The following is a 16,274-nucleotide window of genomic DNA, read 5'->3' on the forward strand; positions in this document are numbered from 1 at the left end:
CAGGCAAAGCGGTAAACAGGTCAGAAACGACAGGCGTCGCGTCCTATCCCCAGGACGTCACGCTTGGCCTGTTTACCCCCAGCACGATCATCTCCTGCACGTTCCGTGCAAAGCCAAGCGGTGCCGGTCCACGGTCCCGCCCCGCGATACCCCGGTATAGGCATCACTCGCTAAACGGTCCGACTCCTTGGAGAACGGACCCATTGGCGTGGAGGCCAGTAGCGCTGCTCCGTCACTTTTTTTGGCCACCCGAGACCTGACATGACCCAACGTACTCCGAAGAAAAACCGCTCCGTCGCCCCTTCGCGCATTCGTGAAGGCATGCCCTTTCCGCTCGGTGCCACCTGGGACGGCCTGGGCGTCAACTTCGCCCTGTTCTCGGCCAATGCCACCAAGGTCGAGCTGTGCATCTTCGACTCGACCGGCGAAAACGAACTCGAGCGCATCGAGCTGCCCGAGTACACCGACGAGATCTACCACGGCTACCTGGCCGACGCCCACCCGGGCATGGTCTACGGCTACCGCGTATACGGCCCGTACGAGCCGCAGAACGGCCACCGCTTCAACCACAACAAACTGCTGATCGACCCCTATGCCAAGCAATTGGTCGGTGAACTGAAATGGGACCCGGCCCTGTTCGGCTATGTCCTGGGCGAAGAAGACACCACCTTCGACGAACGCGACAGCGCGCCTTTCGTGCCCAAGTGCAAGGTCATCGACCCGGCCTTCACCTGGGGCCGCGACGAGCGCGTGCAGGTGCCGTGGGAAAGCACCGTGTTCTACGAAGCCCATACCCGTGGCATCAGCATGCAGCACCCCTCGGTGCCCGAGAAGCTGCGCGGCACCTTCGGCGGCCTGGCCAACGACGACCTGCTCAAGCACATCAAGGACTTGGGCGTCTCCAGTATCGAACTGTTGCCGATCCACGCTTTCGTCAACGACCAGCACCTGCTCGACAAGGGCCTCAACAACTACTGGGGCTACAACACCATCGCTTTCTTCGCGCCGCACCCGACGTACCTGGCCAACGGCAAGATCGCCGAGTTCAAGGAGATGGTCGCGCACCTGCACAACAAGGGCCTGGAGCTGATCCTCGACGTGGTCTACAACCACACCGCCGAAGGCAACGAGAAAGGCCCGACCCTGTCCATGCGCGGCATCGACAACGCCTCTTACTACCGCTTGATGCCCGACGACAAGCGCTACTACATCAACGACTCGGGCACCGGCAACACCCTCGACCTCAGCCACCCCTGCGTGCTGCAACTGGTCACCGACTCGCTGCGCTACTGGGCCGGTGAAATGCACGTCGACGGCTTCCGCTTCGACCTGGCGACCATCCTCGGCCGCTACCACGACGGTTACGACGAACGCCACAGCTTCCTCGTGGCCTGCCGCCAGGACCCGCTGCTGAGCCAGGTGAAACTGATCGCCGAACCTTGGGACTGCGGCCCGGGCGGGTACCAGGTGGGCAACTTCGCGCCCGGCTGGGCCGAATGGAACGACAAGTTCCGCGACACCGTGCGCTCGTTCTGGAAAGGCGACGAAGGCCAGCTCGCCGATTTCGCCGCACGCATCACCGCTTCCGGCGACCTGTTCAACAACCGTGGCCGTCGCCCGTACGCTTCGGTCAACTTCATCACAGCCCACGACGGCTTCACTCTGCGCGACCTGGTGTCGTACAACGAGAAGCACAACGAGGCCAACGAAGAGAACAACCAGGACGGCAGCAGCAACAACATGTCCTGGAACTGCGGCGAGGAAGGCCCGACCGAGAACCCGGACATCAAAGAACTGCGCATGCGGCAAATGCGCAACTTCTTCGCCACGCTGCTGCTCTCCCAGGGCACGCCGATGATCGTCGCTGGTGACGAGTTCAGCCGCACCCAGCACGGCAACAACAACGCCTATTGCCAAGACAGCGAAATCGGCTGGATCAACTGGGATCTGGACGAAGAAGGCCAAGACCTGTTGGCGTTCGTCAAGCGCCTGAACCGCGTACGTACTACCTATCCGGTGCTGCGCCGTTCGCGCTTCCTGGTGGGCGACTACAACGAAGCGCTCGGGGTCAAGGACGCTACCTGGTTGGCGCCCGACGGCAACGAGATGAGCGTCGAGCAGTGGGAAGACGCCAATGGGCGCTGCGTGGGCTTGCTGATGGACGGTCGTGCGCAGGTCAGCGGCATCGAACGTCCGGGCGATGACGCCACGGTGCTGCTGATCGTCAACGCGCACCACGACACCGTCAACTTCAAGCTGCCTGCCGTGCCACAGGGCGAGCACTGGACCTGCCTGATCGACACCGACCAGCCGAAGCTGCGCAAGGGCAAGCCACTGCAATTCGACACCGAGTACGAAGTGACGGGCCGTTCGCTGGTGCTGTTCGCCTTGCAGCGCGAGGAAGACTGAACCCCGTAGGGGCGGCCAGGTCCGAATCAGTACCTGCCCGCCCCTACGGCAGTTCAGGAGGATGTGTGAACCACGAAGCCGACGTCACGGGTTTCGCCTCTCCCGATCAGACCCCGGCCGTACACCGGCTGCGGGTCCTGACGGTCAACACCCACAAGGGTTTCACCGCGTTCAACCGGCGCTTCATCCTGCCGGAGCTGCGCGAAGCGGTGCGCAGCACCCAAGCCGACGTGGTGTTTCTACAGGAAGTGCTCGGCAGCCATGACCGACACGCCGCCCGCCATCCAGGCTGGCCTACCACCTCGCAATACGAATTCCTCGCCGACAGCATGTGGAGCGATTTTGCCTATGGGCAGAACGCGGTCTACCCCGACGGCCACCATGGCAACGCGCTGCTGTCCAAATACCCGATCCTCGAACACCGCAACCTCGACGTGTCGATCACCGGCCCCGAGCGCCGCGGCTTGCTGCATTGCGTGCTCGATGTGCCTGGCCCGCAGCCGGTGCATGCCATCTGCGTGCACCTGTCGCTGCTTGAAAGCCATCGGCAGAAGCAGCTCAAACTCCTGCGCACCCTACTCGACTCCCTGCCCGCCGACGCCCCGGTGATCGTCGCCGGCGACTTCAACGACTGGCAGTTGCACGGTAACCGCACCTTGCATTTGCAGCGCGACCTGCACGAGGCCTTCGAGCGCCACCATGGCCGCCTGGCCCGCACCTACCCTGCGCGCCTGCCATTGCTGCGTCTGGACCGCATCTACCTGCGCAACGCGCAGAGCCACGCGCCGAAGATCCTCGGCCATCGGCCGTGGACGCATCTGTCGGACCATTTGCCGTTGGCGGTGGAAGTGCACTTCTAAACCGTTGCGAAACCGCTCTTAGAACGTTGCTGCGTCTTTGCCCGATTGCGCCTTGATCCGGTCGCGAAAGCTCTGGATCAACGGTTCCCTCGATCGCCCACGGCGGATCGCCGTAGTAAAGGGCGCTTGGTAGCCGAAGGTATTGGGCAGCAGGACTTTCAAGCGCTTCTGCTCTACCCATTGCTGGGCATGGTGCTCTGGTAAATAGCCGATATAGGCCCCCGACAGCACCAGAATCAGCTGCGCCTCCATCGATTCCACCGTGGCCGCGCTGTGCTTGAAGCCATGCCGCGCCAGCTCGGTCTGGCTCCAGTAGCCGCGCCCGACCATGCGCTGCTGGGCGATCACCTCGGCGGGGATGCGCGTCTGCGTGTAGAGCGGGTGCCGGTCGCTGCAGTACAACCAGTGCTGTTCCCTGTACAACGCTTGGTAGACGAGACCGCTGGTGCGCACCGAAAAGGCACCGATGGCCAGGTCCAGGCGGTTTTCCAGCAGGCCCAGTTGCAACTCGGCCGGGCTCAGCACGGCCAGGTGCAGGTGCACGGCCGGGTGTTCCTGGGTATAGGCGCCAATGATCTCGGCCAGCGGCAACGCCGGATCGCTGACGGTGGAGTCCAGCACGCCGAGGTTGAGCGTACCGCGCAGCTCGCCCTTCAACGAGGCAGCGTAGCGCTCGAACTCGTGCAGCTCGGCGAGCATGCGCAAGGTCTCCTGGAGGAACAGCTCGCCCTTGACGGTCAGGCTGAAGCCGCCGCGCCCGCGGTGGCACAGGGCGACCCCAAGCAGCGTCTCCAGCTGGCTCATGTAGGTGCTGATCGCCGAAGTAGACAGATTCAATTCCTGCTGCGCGGCGGCGAAGCCCTGGTTGCGCACCACGCTGGCGAAGATGCGTAGCAGCTTGAGGTCGGGTAAGGCGGACGACATGACGGCGTTCCTGGCGAAAATCACGGTGAGCGCCAGTCTACCGCCCGATAGTTTAGAAATCTCTGAACTGATTATTTGCTCGCAGCGATTTGTCGCACCCTGCGCAGTCTCCAGAATCGGCCTACGACAACCATAAAATCTGTGAGGCCCACCGTGGACGACTCCCTCCACCAACCCCTGGGCGGCAACGAGATGCCGCGTTTCGGCGGCATCGCCACCATGCTGCGCCTGCCCCATGTGCAGGGCCCGGACGAACTCGCCCGGCTCGACGCCGCGTTCGTCGGCATCCCCCTCGACATCGGCACCTCGCTGCGCTCCGGCACCCGCTTCGGGCCACGGCAGATCCGCGCCGAATCGGTGATGATCCGCCCCTACAACATGGCCACTGGCGCCGCACCCTTCGATTCGCTGAACGTCGCCGACATCGGCGACGTGGCGCTCAACACCTTCAACCTGCTCGACACCGTGCGCATCATCGAGCAGCACTACGACGGCATTCTCGAACACGGCATCATCCCCCTGACCCTGGGCGGCGATCACACCCTGACCCTGCCGATCCTGCGGGCGATGAAGAAGAAGTACGGCAAGGTCGGCCTGGTACACATCGATGCCCATGCGGACGTGAACGACCACATGTTCGGCGAGAAGATCGCCCACGGCACCACCTTCCGCCGCGCCCAGGAGGAAGGCCTGCTCGACAGCGACCGCGTGGTGCAGATCGGCCTGCGTGCCCAGGGCTACACCGCCGACGACTTCAACTGGAGCCGCAACCAGGGCTTCCGTGTGGTGCAGGCCGAAGAGTGCTGGCACCAGTCGCTGACGCCGTTGATGGAAGAAGTGCGCGCCAAGGTCGATGGCGGCCCGGTCTACCTGTCGTTCGACATCGACGGCATCGACCCGGCCTGGGCGCCGGGCACCGGCACCCCGGAAGTCGGTGGTCTGACCACTATCCAGGCGCTGGAAATCATCCGTGGCTGCCAGGGACTGAACCTGGTCGGCTGCGACCTGGTGGAGGTCTCGCCGCCTTACGACACCACCGGCAACACCGCATTGCTCGGCGCCAACCTGCTGTACGAAATGCTCTGTGTGCTGCCAGGCGTGGTGCGTCGATGACAACCGCGTCGATGGGCCGAGAAGCCGAGGTGCAGGCCGCCGCCGAGGACTTGGTGGCGGCCTTCGCCAGCAACGACACGGCGCGTTACTTCGCCTGTTTCAGCGAGGACGCCACCTTCGTGTTCCACACCCAGCCGCAACCGCTGTCGCTCGAAGCCTATCGCGCGCTCTGGCAGCAGTGGCAGACGGAGGGCTTTGCCGTGCTGGGCTGTCGCTCCAGTGGCGCGCTCATCAGCCTGCAAGGCGATGAGGTGGCGATTTTCGTCCATGACGTCGCGACACGCTTGTACCTGGATGGGCAGGAACACGATTTGCAAGAACGCGAAACCATCGTGTTCCGCCATCGAGCCGGACGCTGGCTGGCGTGCCACGAGCACTTGTCGGCCCCGAGCTCGAGCTGACCCTCCGGCGTGCGCGGGGCCACCCTTCCCGCGCCTGCCACGGCCCCACACCCGGGGGCCTTGCCGTACTGCCGTAACACCGCCCACCTGCGAAAAGCCGGGGGTGAATAACAAAGGCCGGTGAGCCTGAACCGGCCTTACAAGAACCGTGACAGGCACCGGAGACACACCATGAGTACGGGTATCGAAACCTTTGGCGTCGAGCGGATTCCTGACGCCCAGCGCGATGCATCGCCCACCGACCTCTTCCGCCTGATCTTCGGCGGCGCCAACACCTTCGCCACGGCGGTGCTGGGCAGCTTTCCCGTGCTGTTCGGCCTGTCGTTCCAGGCCGGCGTCTGGGCGATCGTGCTGGGCGTGGCGGTCGGGGCGCTGATTCTCGCGCCCATGGGCCTGTTCGGCGCGCTCAACGGCACCAACAACGCGGTGTCGTCCGGCGCACACTTCGGCGTGCATGGGCGCATCGTCGGTTCCTTCCTCTCCCTGCTCACCGCCGTGGCGTTCTTCTCGCTGTCGGTGTGGAGTTCGGGGGATGCCCTGGTCGGCGGCGCCAAGCGGTTGGTCGGCCTGCCCGAGAACGACCTGACCTTGGGCTTGGCCTATGGACTGTTCGCCGTGCTGGTGCTGGCGGTGTGCATCTATGGGTTTCGCATCATGCTGTGGGTCAACAAGGTCGCGGTGTGGGCGTCGAGCCTGCTGTTCCTGCTGGGTGTAGCGGCCTTCGCCGGGCCGTTCGACGCCGGCTATGCCGGCACCCTGAGCATCGAACAAACCGGTTTCTGGGCGGCGTTCATCGGCGCGGCGCTGCTGGCGATGAGCAATCCGGTGTCGTTCGGTGCCTTCCTCGGCGACTGGTCGCGCTACATTCCGCGCCATACCCCCAAGCGCCGAATCATGCTGGCGGTGGTCGCAGCCCAGGCCGGTACGCTGATCCCGTTCCTGTTCGGCCTGTGCACGGCCACGCTGGTGGCTACCCAGGCGCCGCAGTACATCGAAGCGAGCAACTATGTCGGTGGCCTGTTGGCGATTTCGCCGAGCTGGTTCTTCCTGCCGGTGTGCCTGATCGCACTGATCGGCGGCATGTCCACCGGCACCACCGCGCTGTACGGCACGGGCTTGGACATGTCGAGCATGTTCCCGCGGGTGCTGAGCCGCGCGGTGGCCACGCTGCTGATCGGTGTGGCGGCCATCGCCTTCATCTTCATCGGGCGCTTTGCTTTCAACCTGGTACAGAGCGTATCGACTTTCGCTGTGCTGATCGTCACCTGCACCAGCCCGTGGATGGTGATCATGATCCTCGGCCTGATCGTGCGTCGCGGCCACTACCACGCCGACGACCTGCAAGTGTTCACTCGCGGCGAGCGCGGCGGACGCTACTGGTTCCAGCGCGGTTGGAACTGGCGCGGCCTGGGGGCGTGGATTCCGAGCGCGGCACTGGGCTTGTGCTTCGTCAACCTGCCCGGCCAGTTCGTCGGCCCCTTGGGCGACTCGGCCGGCGGCATCGACGTCAGCCTGCCGATCACCTTGGGTATGGCGGCGCTGCTGTACCTGGCGCTGCTCAACCTGTTCCCGGAACCGGCCGAGGTCTACGGCCCCTTGGGCCCGCGCTGGGTGCGGCAGAAAAGCCCCGTCGGCTTGACGCTCGACAGCGCCGGTATCGCCTGAGCGCATCTGTGGTTTCCCGTGCACCGGGCGTGCTGCGCCCGGTGTCCCTTACTTCCAGAACAATGAGAACAACACCATGCTCCTGGATATTTCCGTAGTGATCCTTTACGCCGCCGGCATGCTGCTGCTCGGCTGGTACGGCATGCGCCGCGCAAGCACCCAGGAAGATTACCTGGTGGCCGGGCGCAACCTCGGCCCGGCCTTCTACCTCGGCACCATGGCCGCCACGGTGCTGGGCGGCGCTGCGACCGTCGGCACCGTACGCCTGGGCTATGTGCACGGCATTTCCGGGTTCTGGCTGTGCGCAGCCCTGGGCGCGGGAATCATCGTACTCAACCTGTTCCTGGCCAAACCCCTGCTCAAGCTGCGCATCAGCACCGTGACGCAGATTCTCGAGCGCCGTTACACGCCCATGGCGCGCCAGGCCAGCGCGGTGGTGATGTTCGCCTACGCGCTGATGATCGCCGTGGTCTCGACCCTGGCCAGCGGCACCGTGCTGCAGGTGTTGTTCGACCTGCCCTTCGTCACCGCCATCCTCTTGGCCGGTGGCGTGGTGGTGGTGTATTCGAGCATCGGCGGCATGTGGTCGCTGACCCTGACCGACATCGTCCAGTTCGTGATCAAGACCGTGGGCCTGATGTTCGTGCTGCTGCCGATCTGCCTCTGGCGCGTCGGCGGCTGGGACGCCTTGCAGGCCAAGCTGCCCGATACGGCGTTCAGCTTCACCACCATCGGCTACGACACCATCCTCACCTACTTCCTGATCTACTTCTTCGGCATCCTCATCGGCCAGGACATCTGGCAGCGCGTATTCACCGCGCGCAGCGAGGGCGTGGCGCGGGTGGCCGGCAGCCTGGCCGGGGTGTACTGCGTGGCCTACGGCCTGGTCGGCGCGCTGATCGGCATGTGCGCCAAGGTGCTGCTGCCGGATTTGGCCAATGCCAACAACGCCTTCGCCTCGATCGTACAGAGCGCCTTGCCCGATGGCATCCGCGGCCTGGTGATCGCCGCCGCCCTGGCGGCGATGATGTCCACCGCCAGCGCCGGTCTGCTGGCCGCCTCGACCACCATCACCGAAGACCTGCTGCCCAAACTGCGCAACGGCCGCGCCTCGACCCTGGGCATGGCCCGTGCCTTCACTTTCCTCACCGGGTTGGTGGTGCTGGGCGTGGCGCTGGTGGTCAGCGACGTGATCGGCGCCCTGACCCTGGCCTACAACCTGCTGGTCGGCGGCATCCTGATTCCGATGCTCGGCGCCATCTACTGGAAGCGCGCGACGACCACCGGAGCGATCCTGAGCATGGTGCTGGGCTGCGGTACGGCGCTGGTGTTCATGTTCCGCGACGGCTTGGAGGCCAATACGCCGATCTACTACAGCCTTGCCATCGGCCTGCTGGCCTTCGTCGTCGGCAGCCTGCTGACCCGGCCGCAGGTGCACGCCACCCGGACCGCCTGAGGGCGGCGTCGACCGCCGCATGCGGTGTCGGCCGCTAGACGCCGGCACCGCGTTCCACTCTGAAAGGAAAACCGCAATGACCACCTGTGGAGAATTTCTCGTCCAGCAGCTCCAGGCCTGGGGCGTGGACACCGTGTTCGGCATTCCCGGCGTACACACCGTCGAGCTGTACCGTGGCCTGCCCGGCAGCGGCATCCGCCATGTCACCCCGCGCCACGAGCAGGGCGCGGGCTTCATGGCCGACGGCTACGCGCGGGTCAGCGGCAAGCCCGGCGTGTGCTTGATCATCACCGGGCCTGGCATGACCAACATCCTCACCGCCATGGGCCAGGCCTATGCCGACTCCATCCCCATGCTGGTGATCTCCAGCGTCAACGAGCGTAACCGGCTGGGCCAGGGCCGGGGTTACCTGCACGAGCTGCCCGACCAGCGTGCGCTGGTGGCGGGCGTCGCTGCGTTCAGCCAAACCGTGCTAGCAGTCGAGGAACTCCCTGAAGTGCTGGCACGGGCGTTCGCGGTGTTCGACGGCCAGCGGCCCCGGCCGGTGCATATCGAGTTGCCGCTGGATGTGATTACGGCCTCTGCCGACCATCTGGACCTGCAACCACGCTTGGTCACAACGCCACCTGCTCCCTTGCCCGCGCTCATCGAGCAGGCGGCGCAACACTTGCGTGAAGCACACAGGCCGCTGCTGCTGATCGGCGGTGGCTGTGTGGCGCAGCCGGCACTGGTGCGCCAGCTGGCCGAAGCCCTGGACGCGCCGACGGCACTGACCATCAACGCCAAAGGCCTGCTGCCGCCCGATCACCCTCTTCTGTTGGGCAGCAACCAGTCGTTGCTGCCAGTGCGGCAGTTGGCATGGGACGCCGACGTGGTGCTGGCCATCGGCACCGAACTGGGCGAAACCGACTACGACGTGGTGTTCGACGGCGGCTTCCGGATCGGCGGCGCGCTGATTCGAATAGATATCGATGCCGAGCAATTGGACCGCAACCACTCACCCATCCTGGCACTCCACAGCGACGCAGGCCTTGCCATCGAAGCGCTGCTCGCCGCCCTGCCGGAGCGCGCAGTGCCTGACCGCGATGGCGCCGTTCGCGCCGAAGCGGCGCGCCGCCAACTGGCCGAGGATTTCAGCGGCTGGGCGCACTACCGGCGCTTGTTCGACTGCATCCTCGAGGTGCTGCCCGATGCGCGTTTCGTCGGCGACTCCACGCAAACGGTGTACAGCGGCAACCACCTGGTGGAACTGGCCGGCCCGCGCCGCTGGTCCAACTCATCCACCGGCTACGGCACCCTGGGCTACGGCCTGCCGGCGGCCATCGGCGCCAAGCTTGCGGAGCCGACGCGTCCGGTGATCAGCTTGATGGGCGACGGCGGCATCCAGTTCACCTTGCCCGAGCTCGCCAGCGCCGTGGAGGCGCGGGTGGGGGTGGTCGTGCTGCTGTGGAACAACCAGGGCTATGGCGAGATCAAGCGCTACATGGAGCGGCGCGACATCACCCCAGTGGGCGTCGACATCTACACGCCGGACTTCATCGCCATCGCCCGTGGCTTCGGTTGCCTGGCCGAGCGCGCGCGCGACCATGCGCATCTGCAAGCGTTGCTGCGCGAGGCGCCGGGCGACCGGCCGTTGTTGATCGAGCTGGCCGAGGCGCCGCCTTTTGCGCCTTGAGATCCCGCCATTGGGCCGGCGTTGCCGGCCATCGCGGCTGAAGCCGCTCCCACAAAGTCCCCACTGGAGCGGCCTGGTGGGAGCGGCTTCAGCCGCGATGGGCTGCGCAGCAGCCCCATAGGCGCTCGCAACGTTCCACCGCCCGTCATCTACTGCCGCGCCCACTCACATTCCACTGTCCATCATCCACCCCCGCGCCTGACTCAGGCCACTGGAGCCCCCATGAACACCCCTCACTACATCGCCGGCCGCTGGCTGGCTGGCGAAGGCGCCGACGTGATCGACGCGTTCGACCCCGCCACGGCCCAGCCCTACGCCGAACTGCGCGCCGCCAGCACCGAGCAGGTCGACCAGGCCGTCGCCGCAGCGCGCCAGGCCCTGCCGGCCTGGAAAACCACCGCGCCTGACGAGCGTGCTCGCTACCTGCGCGGCTTCGCTCAGGCCCTCGGCGAACGCGGCGCCAGCCTGATCGAACAGCAAATGCGCAACAACGGCAAACCCCGCCACGAAGCCGAAGTCGACCTCGACGACGCCGTGGCGACCTTCGCCTACTACGCCGACCTGGCCGAAGGCTTGAGCGACCGGCAGAACCGTCCGGTGGCGCTGGCGGCGTCCGGCTTCAGCTCGCATACGCGCCTGGAAGCCATCGGCGTGGTGGGCCTGATCGTGCCCTGGAACTTCCCCCTGGTGACCAGCGCCTGGAAGATCGCCCCTGCCCTGGCGGCGGGCTGCACGGTGGTGCTCAAACCCTCGGAGGTCACGCCCCTGATCGAACTCGCCTACGGCGAGATCGCCGACGAACTCGGCCTGCCCGCAGGCGTGCTGAACATCGTCGGCGGCAAGGCCGAGGTGGGCGCGGCGCTCGGCGCCCATCCCGGCCTGGACAAGCTCTCCTTCACCGGCAGCAACGCCGTGGGCAGTCGCGTGATGCACAGCGCCGCCGAGCACTGCCGGCCGCTGACCCTGGAGCTGGGCGGCAAGTCGGCGATCCTGGTGTTCGACGACTGCGACGTCGCACAGGCCGTCGAGTGGATCGTCGCCGGCATCGCCTGGAACGCCGGCCAGATGTGCTCGGCCACCTCCCGGCTGCTGGTGCAGGACGGCATCGCCGACGCGCTGCTGCCGCGCCTGGCCGAGGCGCTCGACGCGCTGCGGGTCGGCAATCCGCTGCAGCAGGACATCGACATGGGCCCGCTGACCAGCCAAGCCCAGTGGCACAAGGTGGGTGAGTACTTTGCGGTGGCCGAGCAAGAGGGCTTGCGCTGCCTGGCGGGGGGACGGCCACTGGACGGGCCGGGCTGGTTCGTCGCGCCGACGCTGTATGCCGATGTTCCCACCGACAGCCGCCTATGGACCGAAGAAATCTTCGGCCCCGTCCTCTGCGCCCGACGTTTCAGCCAGGAAGACGAAGCCATCGCCCTGGCCAACGACAGCCGCTTCGGTCTGGTCGCCACTGTCGCCAGCGCCGACCTGGAACGTGCCGAACGGGTCGCGGCGGCACTGGAGGTAGGCCATGTGTGGATCAACTCGGTGCAAGCGGTGTTCGTGGAAACGTCGTGGGGCGGCACCAAAGGCAGCGGCATCGGCCGCGAGCTGGGACCGTGGGGGTTGAGCGCGTACCAGTCGGTCAAGCATGTGACACGGTGCTTGAGGTGACTTACAGGCCTAGGATGTCGCAGCGAAGATGACAACTGCGATGTCCCGCAAAGCGGGCTTTTTGCAGACCCAATCGCAAAAGGCTCGCTGCGGCGACGATTACCGGGCCGCGCCATAGACTGACCTCCTGCGGTTCAAATTATCAGGAGGCGTTACGACCAGGGCGTCTCAAAAATTTCTGCAAGCTTTTCTCGTACTGAATGTGCGATTTCGTTCAACACGGCACGCAATCGAAGACAGTAAACGCACCCGCGCGCAACTGGTAAGTTTGCCAGTTTACTCGCAAAAAAAACCCCCCATACTCATACCTGGAACACCAAAACATTTACCTTGGCAACCTTCATATTTCGCGACTAATAAACCACCACAAGCGATCTTTGGTTTTGGCAGTTGGGTAATCATGACTCAACAAGAATTTTACGACCGCCTGGACATTCACATTTCAGCGAGGATCCATATTATGCACACCTCATCATACACAGCCTATGGATATTCTCCTGAACGACTGGGCACTGTCGGCTTCTGCGGCGGTTGCCATTCACACGTCGCGCACCTCTATTTACTAGGGACCGGTTATCACAGAGCGTATTGCACCACCCTTATGCGGTTTCTCTCCCCTGACAGTTCGAGCCCATTCAATGAGGGAGGCGCTAATACTTACGCCTACTGCGCCGGGGATCCGATAAACCATACCGACCCCTCTGGCCACTCTCCCCTTGGCCAGGGTTTAAAAATCCAAAGGCGGCCAAAACGAGACACTAAATTTTTCGATTCTGCTAAAGCAGTACACCCGACAAGATACTTGGCTGCCGAGGATGCCGAGGCTCTCAAGTCAGCCATGGCTGCCATGGCTGCCAAGGCTGCCAAGACCGCCGAGGCTATCGAGGCTATCGAGGCCGCCAATAAACGACCAGCGCGCAAAGTAACGTTCGCTGAAGAATTCAGCCCTTCTAATAAGTCTCAGTGGAATCCTGACTTAGCACCAAGTCGGCCAACGTTGAAAACAAGCCCCAGCCTACTGGACGAAATACAGGACGTGATGTTTTATGTCGAAAGCACTCCAAAAGTAAGGGCGCTGCTTAGAACCTCCCATCAGACTTCCGAACGAAGGCACTTACTTGAACATTTACCGGCAAGACATCCACAAGTCAAATTTCTACTTCAACAAATGCCTTCCGATATCAGGGCGACCCATCCCATTGCCTTACGGCCACCCTTCCCAATTCCATGAATCCTCGGAGCGCCAGCCACCTCAAGAAAAATTTGGCATTTTGAATGCGGGTACCGACAATCCCATTGCGTAAGCCCACCACAACCTTCGGCCCTATCCTCGCGCCAAGACGGCGTCCACTTTCATCCCGCACAACACTCTGGAAAATTAGGTGTCACGGTTCAAGACTGGGAAAGTACTGCGAACCCGTTTCAATTCCATATGAGCATCATTCATCGGCGCCACGCGGCGAGTCGAAAGCCGCCGCGCGAAAGATTGTAATCGGCTTGTACAGTATGAATTCGACTCTATTCCGTTGCGACCGTCCAGCGGGCTTAACCTACCGCCCTCACCGCCACCTGGCGGTGGCGCTCCTGCGCCGCATAGGCCACTTGCGGCCACAAGTGCACCGTCTCGCCCGGCAGGCACTGCGCCAACCGCGCCACCGCCAACGGGCTCAACGCGCCCAGCCGTGGATAGCCGCCGATGGTCTGGCGGTCGTTGAGCAGGATGATCGGCTGGCCGTCGGGCGGCACCTGCACCGCGCCCAGCGGGATGCCTTCGGAAATCAGGCCGGGCCCGGTGTAGCGCAGCGGTTCGCCGGTCAGGCGCAGGCCCATGCGGTCGCTGCGTGCGTCCACGGTCCAGGATTGGTTGAAGACGTCGAACAGGCTCTGTCCGGTAAAGCCGCCGGCCTGGGCGCCGAGGATCAACTCGAGGTGCGCCGGGCCAAGCAGGTCGGGAATCCGCGCCACAGGCACGGCGCGCACAGCAGCCGGCTCGCCGGCCCAGGCCAACCGGTCGCCCACGCGCAAAGCACTGCCCTGCCCGTCCAGGCCTCCGACCCCTTCGCGCTGCACCGTGGCGCAACTGCCGGCCAGCAACGGCGCCTGCACCCCACCCGGCACTGCCAGGTAAGCACGCGCGCCCAGGCGCGGGCTGGCGAAGCGCAGTCGCTGTCCAGCCGCCACCTTGAACGGGCGCCAGACCTGCAGCGGCTGTTCGTCCAGCGTCGCGCCGAGGTCAGCGCCGGCCAGCGCCAGCCAACCCTCGCCTTGGCATTCCAAGTGCAGCCCGCCGAGCGTAATTTCCACTACGGCGGCGTTCAGTGCGTTGCCCAGCATCCAGTTGGCCCAGTGCTGGGCCAGCCAGTCGAGCGCGCCGCCCTGGGTCAGGCCGAGATGCCGCACCCCGCTGCGGCCGCCGTCCTGCACGCTGGCCTGGGGACCGGCTTTTTCCACGATCAGTGCTGTCATGGCTGCGCCTCCATCGGCGTCGCATCGCCGCCCAGGCAAAGGAATTCGTCGCGTTCGATCGGCACGAAGCGCACTCGGTCGCCAGGCCGCAGCAGGCTGAAACCCTCCAGTGCCGGGTCGAACAAGCGTGTCGGGCTGCGCCCCACCAGGTTCCAGCCGCCGGGCGAGACGGCTGGGTAGATCGCCGTCTGCCGCTCGGCGATACCCACGCTGCCGGCGGCCACCGCCTTGCGCGGCGTGGCCAGCCGCGGGCTGGCCAGGCGCGGATCGACGAGGCCCATGAAACCGAAGCCCGGCGCAAAGCCCAGGGCAAACACCGAATAGGTGCGGCCGCTGTGCAAGGCAATGAGTTCGTCCACTGCCAGACCGCGCTGTCGGGCCAGCGGTTCGAGGTCGGGACCGACGCTTGGGTGGTACCACACCGGCAACGCCACTTCGCGGCCTTGCTCGGCCGTCGCAGGGGTGAGTCCGCTCAAGGCTTGCCGGCATAGGACGCGGGCCTGGGCATCGTCCAGTTGCGCCAGGTCGTAGTGCAGCATCAACGTGGTGTACGACGGCACCAGATCCACCAGCGCCGCACCGAAGGTTTCGCGAAGCCGTTCGGCAGCGGCCAGCAGCCAGGGCACGTTGGCTTCGTCGATGGCGTCGAACAGGCGCAGGGTCAGGCAGTCGATGGCGGCGACTTCGAGGCGCAGGTTCATGCCGGCAGACCGTCCAGGGCTTGACGGATCTGTCGCACCGCCGCCACCGACGCCGGGTTGTCGCCATGCACGCAGAGGGTATCGATCTGCAAGCGCAAGGCGCTGCCGTCGCGGGTGAGCAAAGGCTCGCCGCGGGCCAGGCCCAAGGCTTGCGCCACGACCTGCGCCGTTTCGTGGTGCACGGCGCCGGGCAGACGGCGGCTGACCAATTGCCCGTCGGGCTCGTAGGCGCGGTCGGCGAAGGCTTCGAACCACAGGCTCAGGCCGTGTTGGGCAGCCAATGCGCGGCTCGCGGTGGTGTCGGCAGTGGCCATCAACATCAGCGGCAACCGTGCATCGAAGGCGCGTACGGCCCGCATCACCGCTGCCAGACGCACGGGATCGGCCATCATGTCGTTGTACAGCGCCCCGTGGGGTTTGACGTAGCGCACCTGCGTGCCCTCGGCACGGCACATCGCCTCCAGCGCGCCCAGTTGGTACAGCACCAGGTCTTCGATCTCCTGCGCCGAGCAGGCCATGCTGCGCCGGCCAAAGCCGGCCAGGTCAGGATAGGCCGGGTGCGCGCCGATGCGCACGTCGTGGCGCACGGCCAGGGCCACGGTGCGGCGCATGATGCCCGGGTCGCCGGCATGGAAGCCGCAGGCGATGTTGGCGCAGTCGATCAAGGGCATGACCTCTTCGTCCAGCCCCATGGACCAGGCGCCGAAGCTTTCTCCGATGTCGCAGTTGAGCAGGGGGCGTTTCATGGGCGTCTCCAGATGGCCGATGGGCCCGATGGTCACGCCGGGCCCATGCGCACGTCCAGCGAATAATTGGCCCGCAGGCGAGTGGAAGCGTCAGTCGCCCTGCGATCTCGAGGTCTTGGATTGGGTGGGCATGCGTGCGTTGAGGACATGCACACGCCTGTAACCGCCAACGATGCCGATGCGTCACCGCACCCGATTTGAG

Annotated in this window: 13 protein-coding genes; 9 read left to right on the forward strand and 4 right to left on the reverse strand. The window is 65.0% G+C overall.

The features are described 5' to 3' along the window. The first annotated feature begins 261 nt into the window (after positions 1–261). Together glgX and ACSMEV_RS15915 are read left to right on the forward strand one after the other, a co-directional pair. Positions 262–2,409: a glycogen debranching protein GlgX gene (glgX, locus tag ACSMEV_RS15910; protein ID WP_459206014.1), complete on the forward strand. Its 2,148-nt coding sequence runs from the start codon at positions 262–264 to the stop codon at positions 2,407–2,409. A 65-nt stretch (positions 2,410–2,474) separates the two neighbouring features. Beyond that, positions 2,475–3,269, forward strand: coding sequence for an endonuclease/exonuclease/phosphatase family protein (locus ACSMEV_RS15915; protein ID WP_459206015.1), 795 nt, complete (start codon positions 2,475–2,477; stop codon positions 3,267–3,269). Positions 3,270–3,287: 18 nt separating this feature from the next. Here the strand turns inward: ACSMEV_RS15915 and ACSMEV_RS15920 are convergent, their stop codons facing one another. Continuing rightward, entirely contained in the window at positions 3,288–4,193 is a 906-nt protein-coding gene (locus ACSMEV_RS15920; protein WP_459206016.1) for a LysR family transcriptional regulator, read from the reverse strand. Positions 4,194–4,346: 153 nt separating this feature from the next. Between ACSMEV_RS15920 and speB the strand changes: the two genes are divergently transcribed. The 7 genes from speB to ACSMEV_RS15955 all read left to right on the forward strand — a co-directional run bounded on the left by speB (position 4,347) and on the right by ACSMEV_RS15955 (position 13,390). Continuing rightward, on the forward strand, positions 4,347–5,306 hold the full coding sequence (gene speB, locus ACSMEV_RS15925; protein ID WP_296268515.1) for an agmatinase: 960 nt from the start codon (positions 4,347–4,349) through the stop codon (positions 5,304–5,306). Positions 5,307–5,317: 11 nt separating this feature from the next. After that, complete coding sequence (locus tag ACSMEV_RS15930; protein WP_459208364.1) at positions 5,318–5,707, forward strand: YybH family protein; 390 nt, start codon at positions 5,318–5,320, stop codon at positions 5,705–5,707. Positions 5,708–5,878: 171 nt separating this feature from the next. Continuing rightward, complete coding sequence (locus ACSMEV_RS15935; protein WP_459206017.1) at positions 5,879–7,372, forward strand: purine-cytosine permease family protein; 1,494 nt, start codon at positions 5,879–5,881, stop codon at positions 7,370–7,372. A 76-nt stretch (positions 7,373–7,448) separates the two neighbouring features. Next, the gene (locus tag ACSMEV_RS15940; RefSeq protein ID WP_459206018.1) at positions 7,449–8,828 is read left to right on the forward strand and encodes a sodium:solute symporter family protein; all 1,380 of its coding nucleotides are present in this window, start codon (positions 7,449–7,451) and stop codon (positions 8,826–8,828) included. 76 nt (positions 8,829–8,904) lie between these two features. Continuing rightward, entirely contained in the window at positions 8,905–10,503 is a 1,599-nt protein-coding gene (locus ACSMEV_RS15945; protein WP_459206019.1) for a 5-guanidino-2-oxopentanoate decarboxylase, read from the forward strand. Between the two features lie 222 nt (positions 10,504–10,725). Continuing rightward, positions 10,726–12,159, forward strand: a complete 1,434-nt coding sequence (locus ACSMEV_RS15950; protein ID WP_459206020.1) for an aldehyde dehydrogenase family protein — start codon at positions 10,726–10,728, stop codon at positions 12,157–12,159. 400 nt (positions 12,160–12,559) lie between these two features. After that, positions 12,560–13,390: an RHS repeat-associated core domain-containing protein gene (locus ACSMEV_RS15955; protein WP_459206021.1), complete on the forward strand. Its 831-nt coding sequence runs from the start codon at positions 12,560–12,562 to the stop codon at positions 13,388–13,390. 314 nt (positions 13,391–13,704) lie between these two features. On the opposite strand, the gene ACSMEV_RS15960 is transcribed toward ACSMEV_RS15955, so the two are convergent. Genes ACSMEV_RS15960 through ACSMEV_RS15970 form a run of 3 tightly spaced genes read right to left on the reverse strand, consistent with a single transcriptional unit; the run spans position 13,705 to position 16,072 of the window. Continuing rightward, positions 13,705–14,625, reverse strand: a complete 921-nt coding sequence (locus ACSMEV_RS15960; protein WP_459206022.1) for a 5-oxoprolinase subunit C family protein — start codon at positions 14,623–14,625, stop codon at positions 13,705–13,707. Next, positions 14,622–15,326 carry a 5-oxoprolinase subunit PxpB gene (gene pxpB, locus ACSMEV_RS15965; RefSeq protein ID WP_459206023.1) on the reverse strand — a complete coding sequence of 235 codons (705 nt, stop codon included), beginning with the start codon at positions 15,324–15,326 and terminating at the stop codon, positions 14,622–14,624. Before pxpB ends, ACSMEV_RS15960 begins: the two co-directional genes overlap by 4 nt. Then, positions 15,323–16,072, reverse strand: coding sequence for a 5-oxoprolinase subunit PxpA (locus ACSMEV_RS15970; RefSeq protein ID WP_459206024.1), 750 nt, complete (start codon positions 16,070–16,072; stop codon positions 15,323–15,325). The genes pxpB and ACSMEV_RS15970 overlap by 4 nt, the downstream gene beginning before the upstream one ends. Positions 16,073–16,274 lie beyond the last annotated feature (202 nt).

Source organism: Pseudomonas sp. MLB6B (assembly GCF_054508135.1).

Bases quoted from the DNA above. Each gene is read 5' to 3' on its own strand.
- glgX (WP_459206014.1), top strand. From the start codon at position 262: ATGACCCAACGTACTCCGAAGAAAAACCGCTCCGTCGCCCCTTCGCGC.
- ACSMEV_RS15920 (WP_459206016.1), bottom strand. From the start codon at position 4,193: ATGTCGTCCGCCTTACCCGACCTCAAGCTGCTACGCATCTTCGCCAGC.
- ACSMEV_RS15930 (WP_459208364.1), top strand. From the start codon at position 5,318: ATGGGCCGAGAAGCCGAGGTGCAGGCCGCCGCCGAGGACTTGGTGGCG.
- ACSMEV_RS15935 (WP_459206017.1), top strand. From the start codon at position 5,879: ATGAGTACGGGTATCGAAACCTTTGGCGTCGAGCGGATTCCTGACGCC.
- ACSMEV_RS15940 (WP_459206018.1), top strand. From the start codon at position 7,449: ATGCTCCTGGATATTTCCGTAGTGATCCTTTACGCCGCCGGCATGCTG.
- ACSMEV_RS15945 (WP_459206019.1), top strand. From the start codon at position 8,905: ATGACCACCTGTGGAGAATTTCTCGTCCAGCAGCTCCAGGCCTGGGGC.
- ACSMEV_RS15950 (WP_459206020.1), top strand. From the start codon at position 10,726: ATGAACACCCCTCACTACATCGCCGGCCGCTGGCTGGCTGGCGAAGGC.
- ACSMEV_RS15955 (WP_459206021.1), top strand. From the start codon at position 12,560: ATGACTCAACAAGAATTTTACGACCGCCTGGACATTCACATTTCAGCG.
- ACSMEV_RS15960 (WP_459206022.1), bottom strand. From the start codon at position 14,625: ATGACAGCACTGATCGTGGAAAAAGCCGGTCCCCAGGCCAGCGTGCAG.
- pxpB (WP_459206023.1), bottom strand. From the start codon at position 15,326: ATGAACCTGCGCCTCGAAGTCGCCGCCATCGACTGCCTGACCCTGCGC.
- ACSMEV_RS15970 (WP_459206024.1), bottom strand. From the start codon at position 16,072: ATGAAACGCCCCCTGCTCAACTGCGACATCGGAGAAAGCTTCGGCGCC.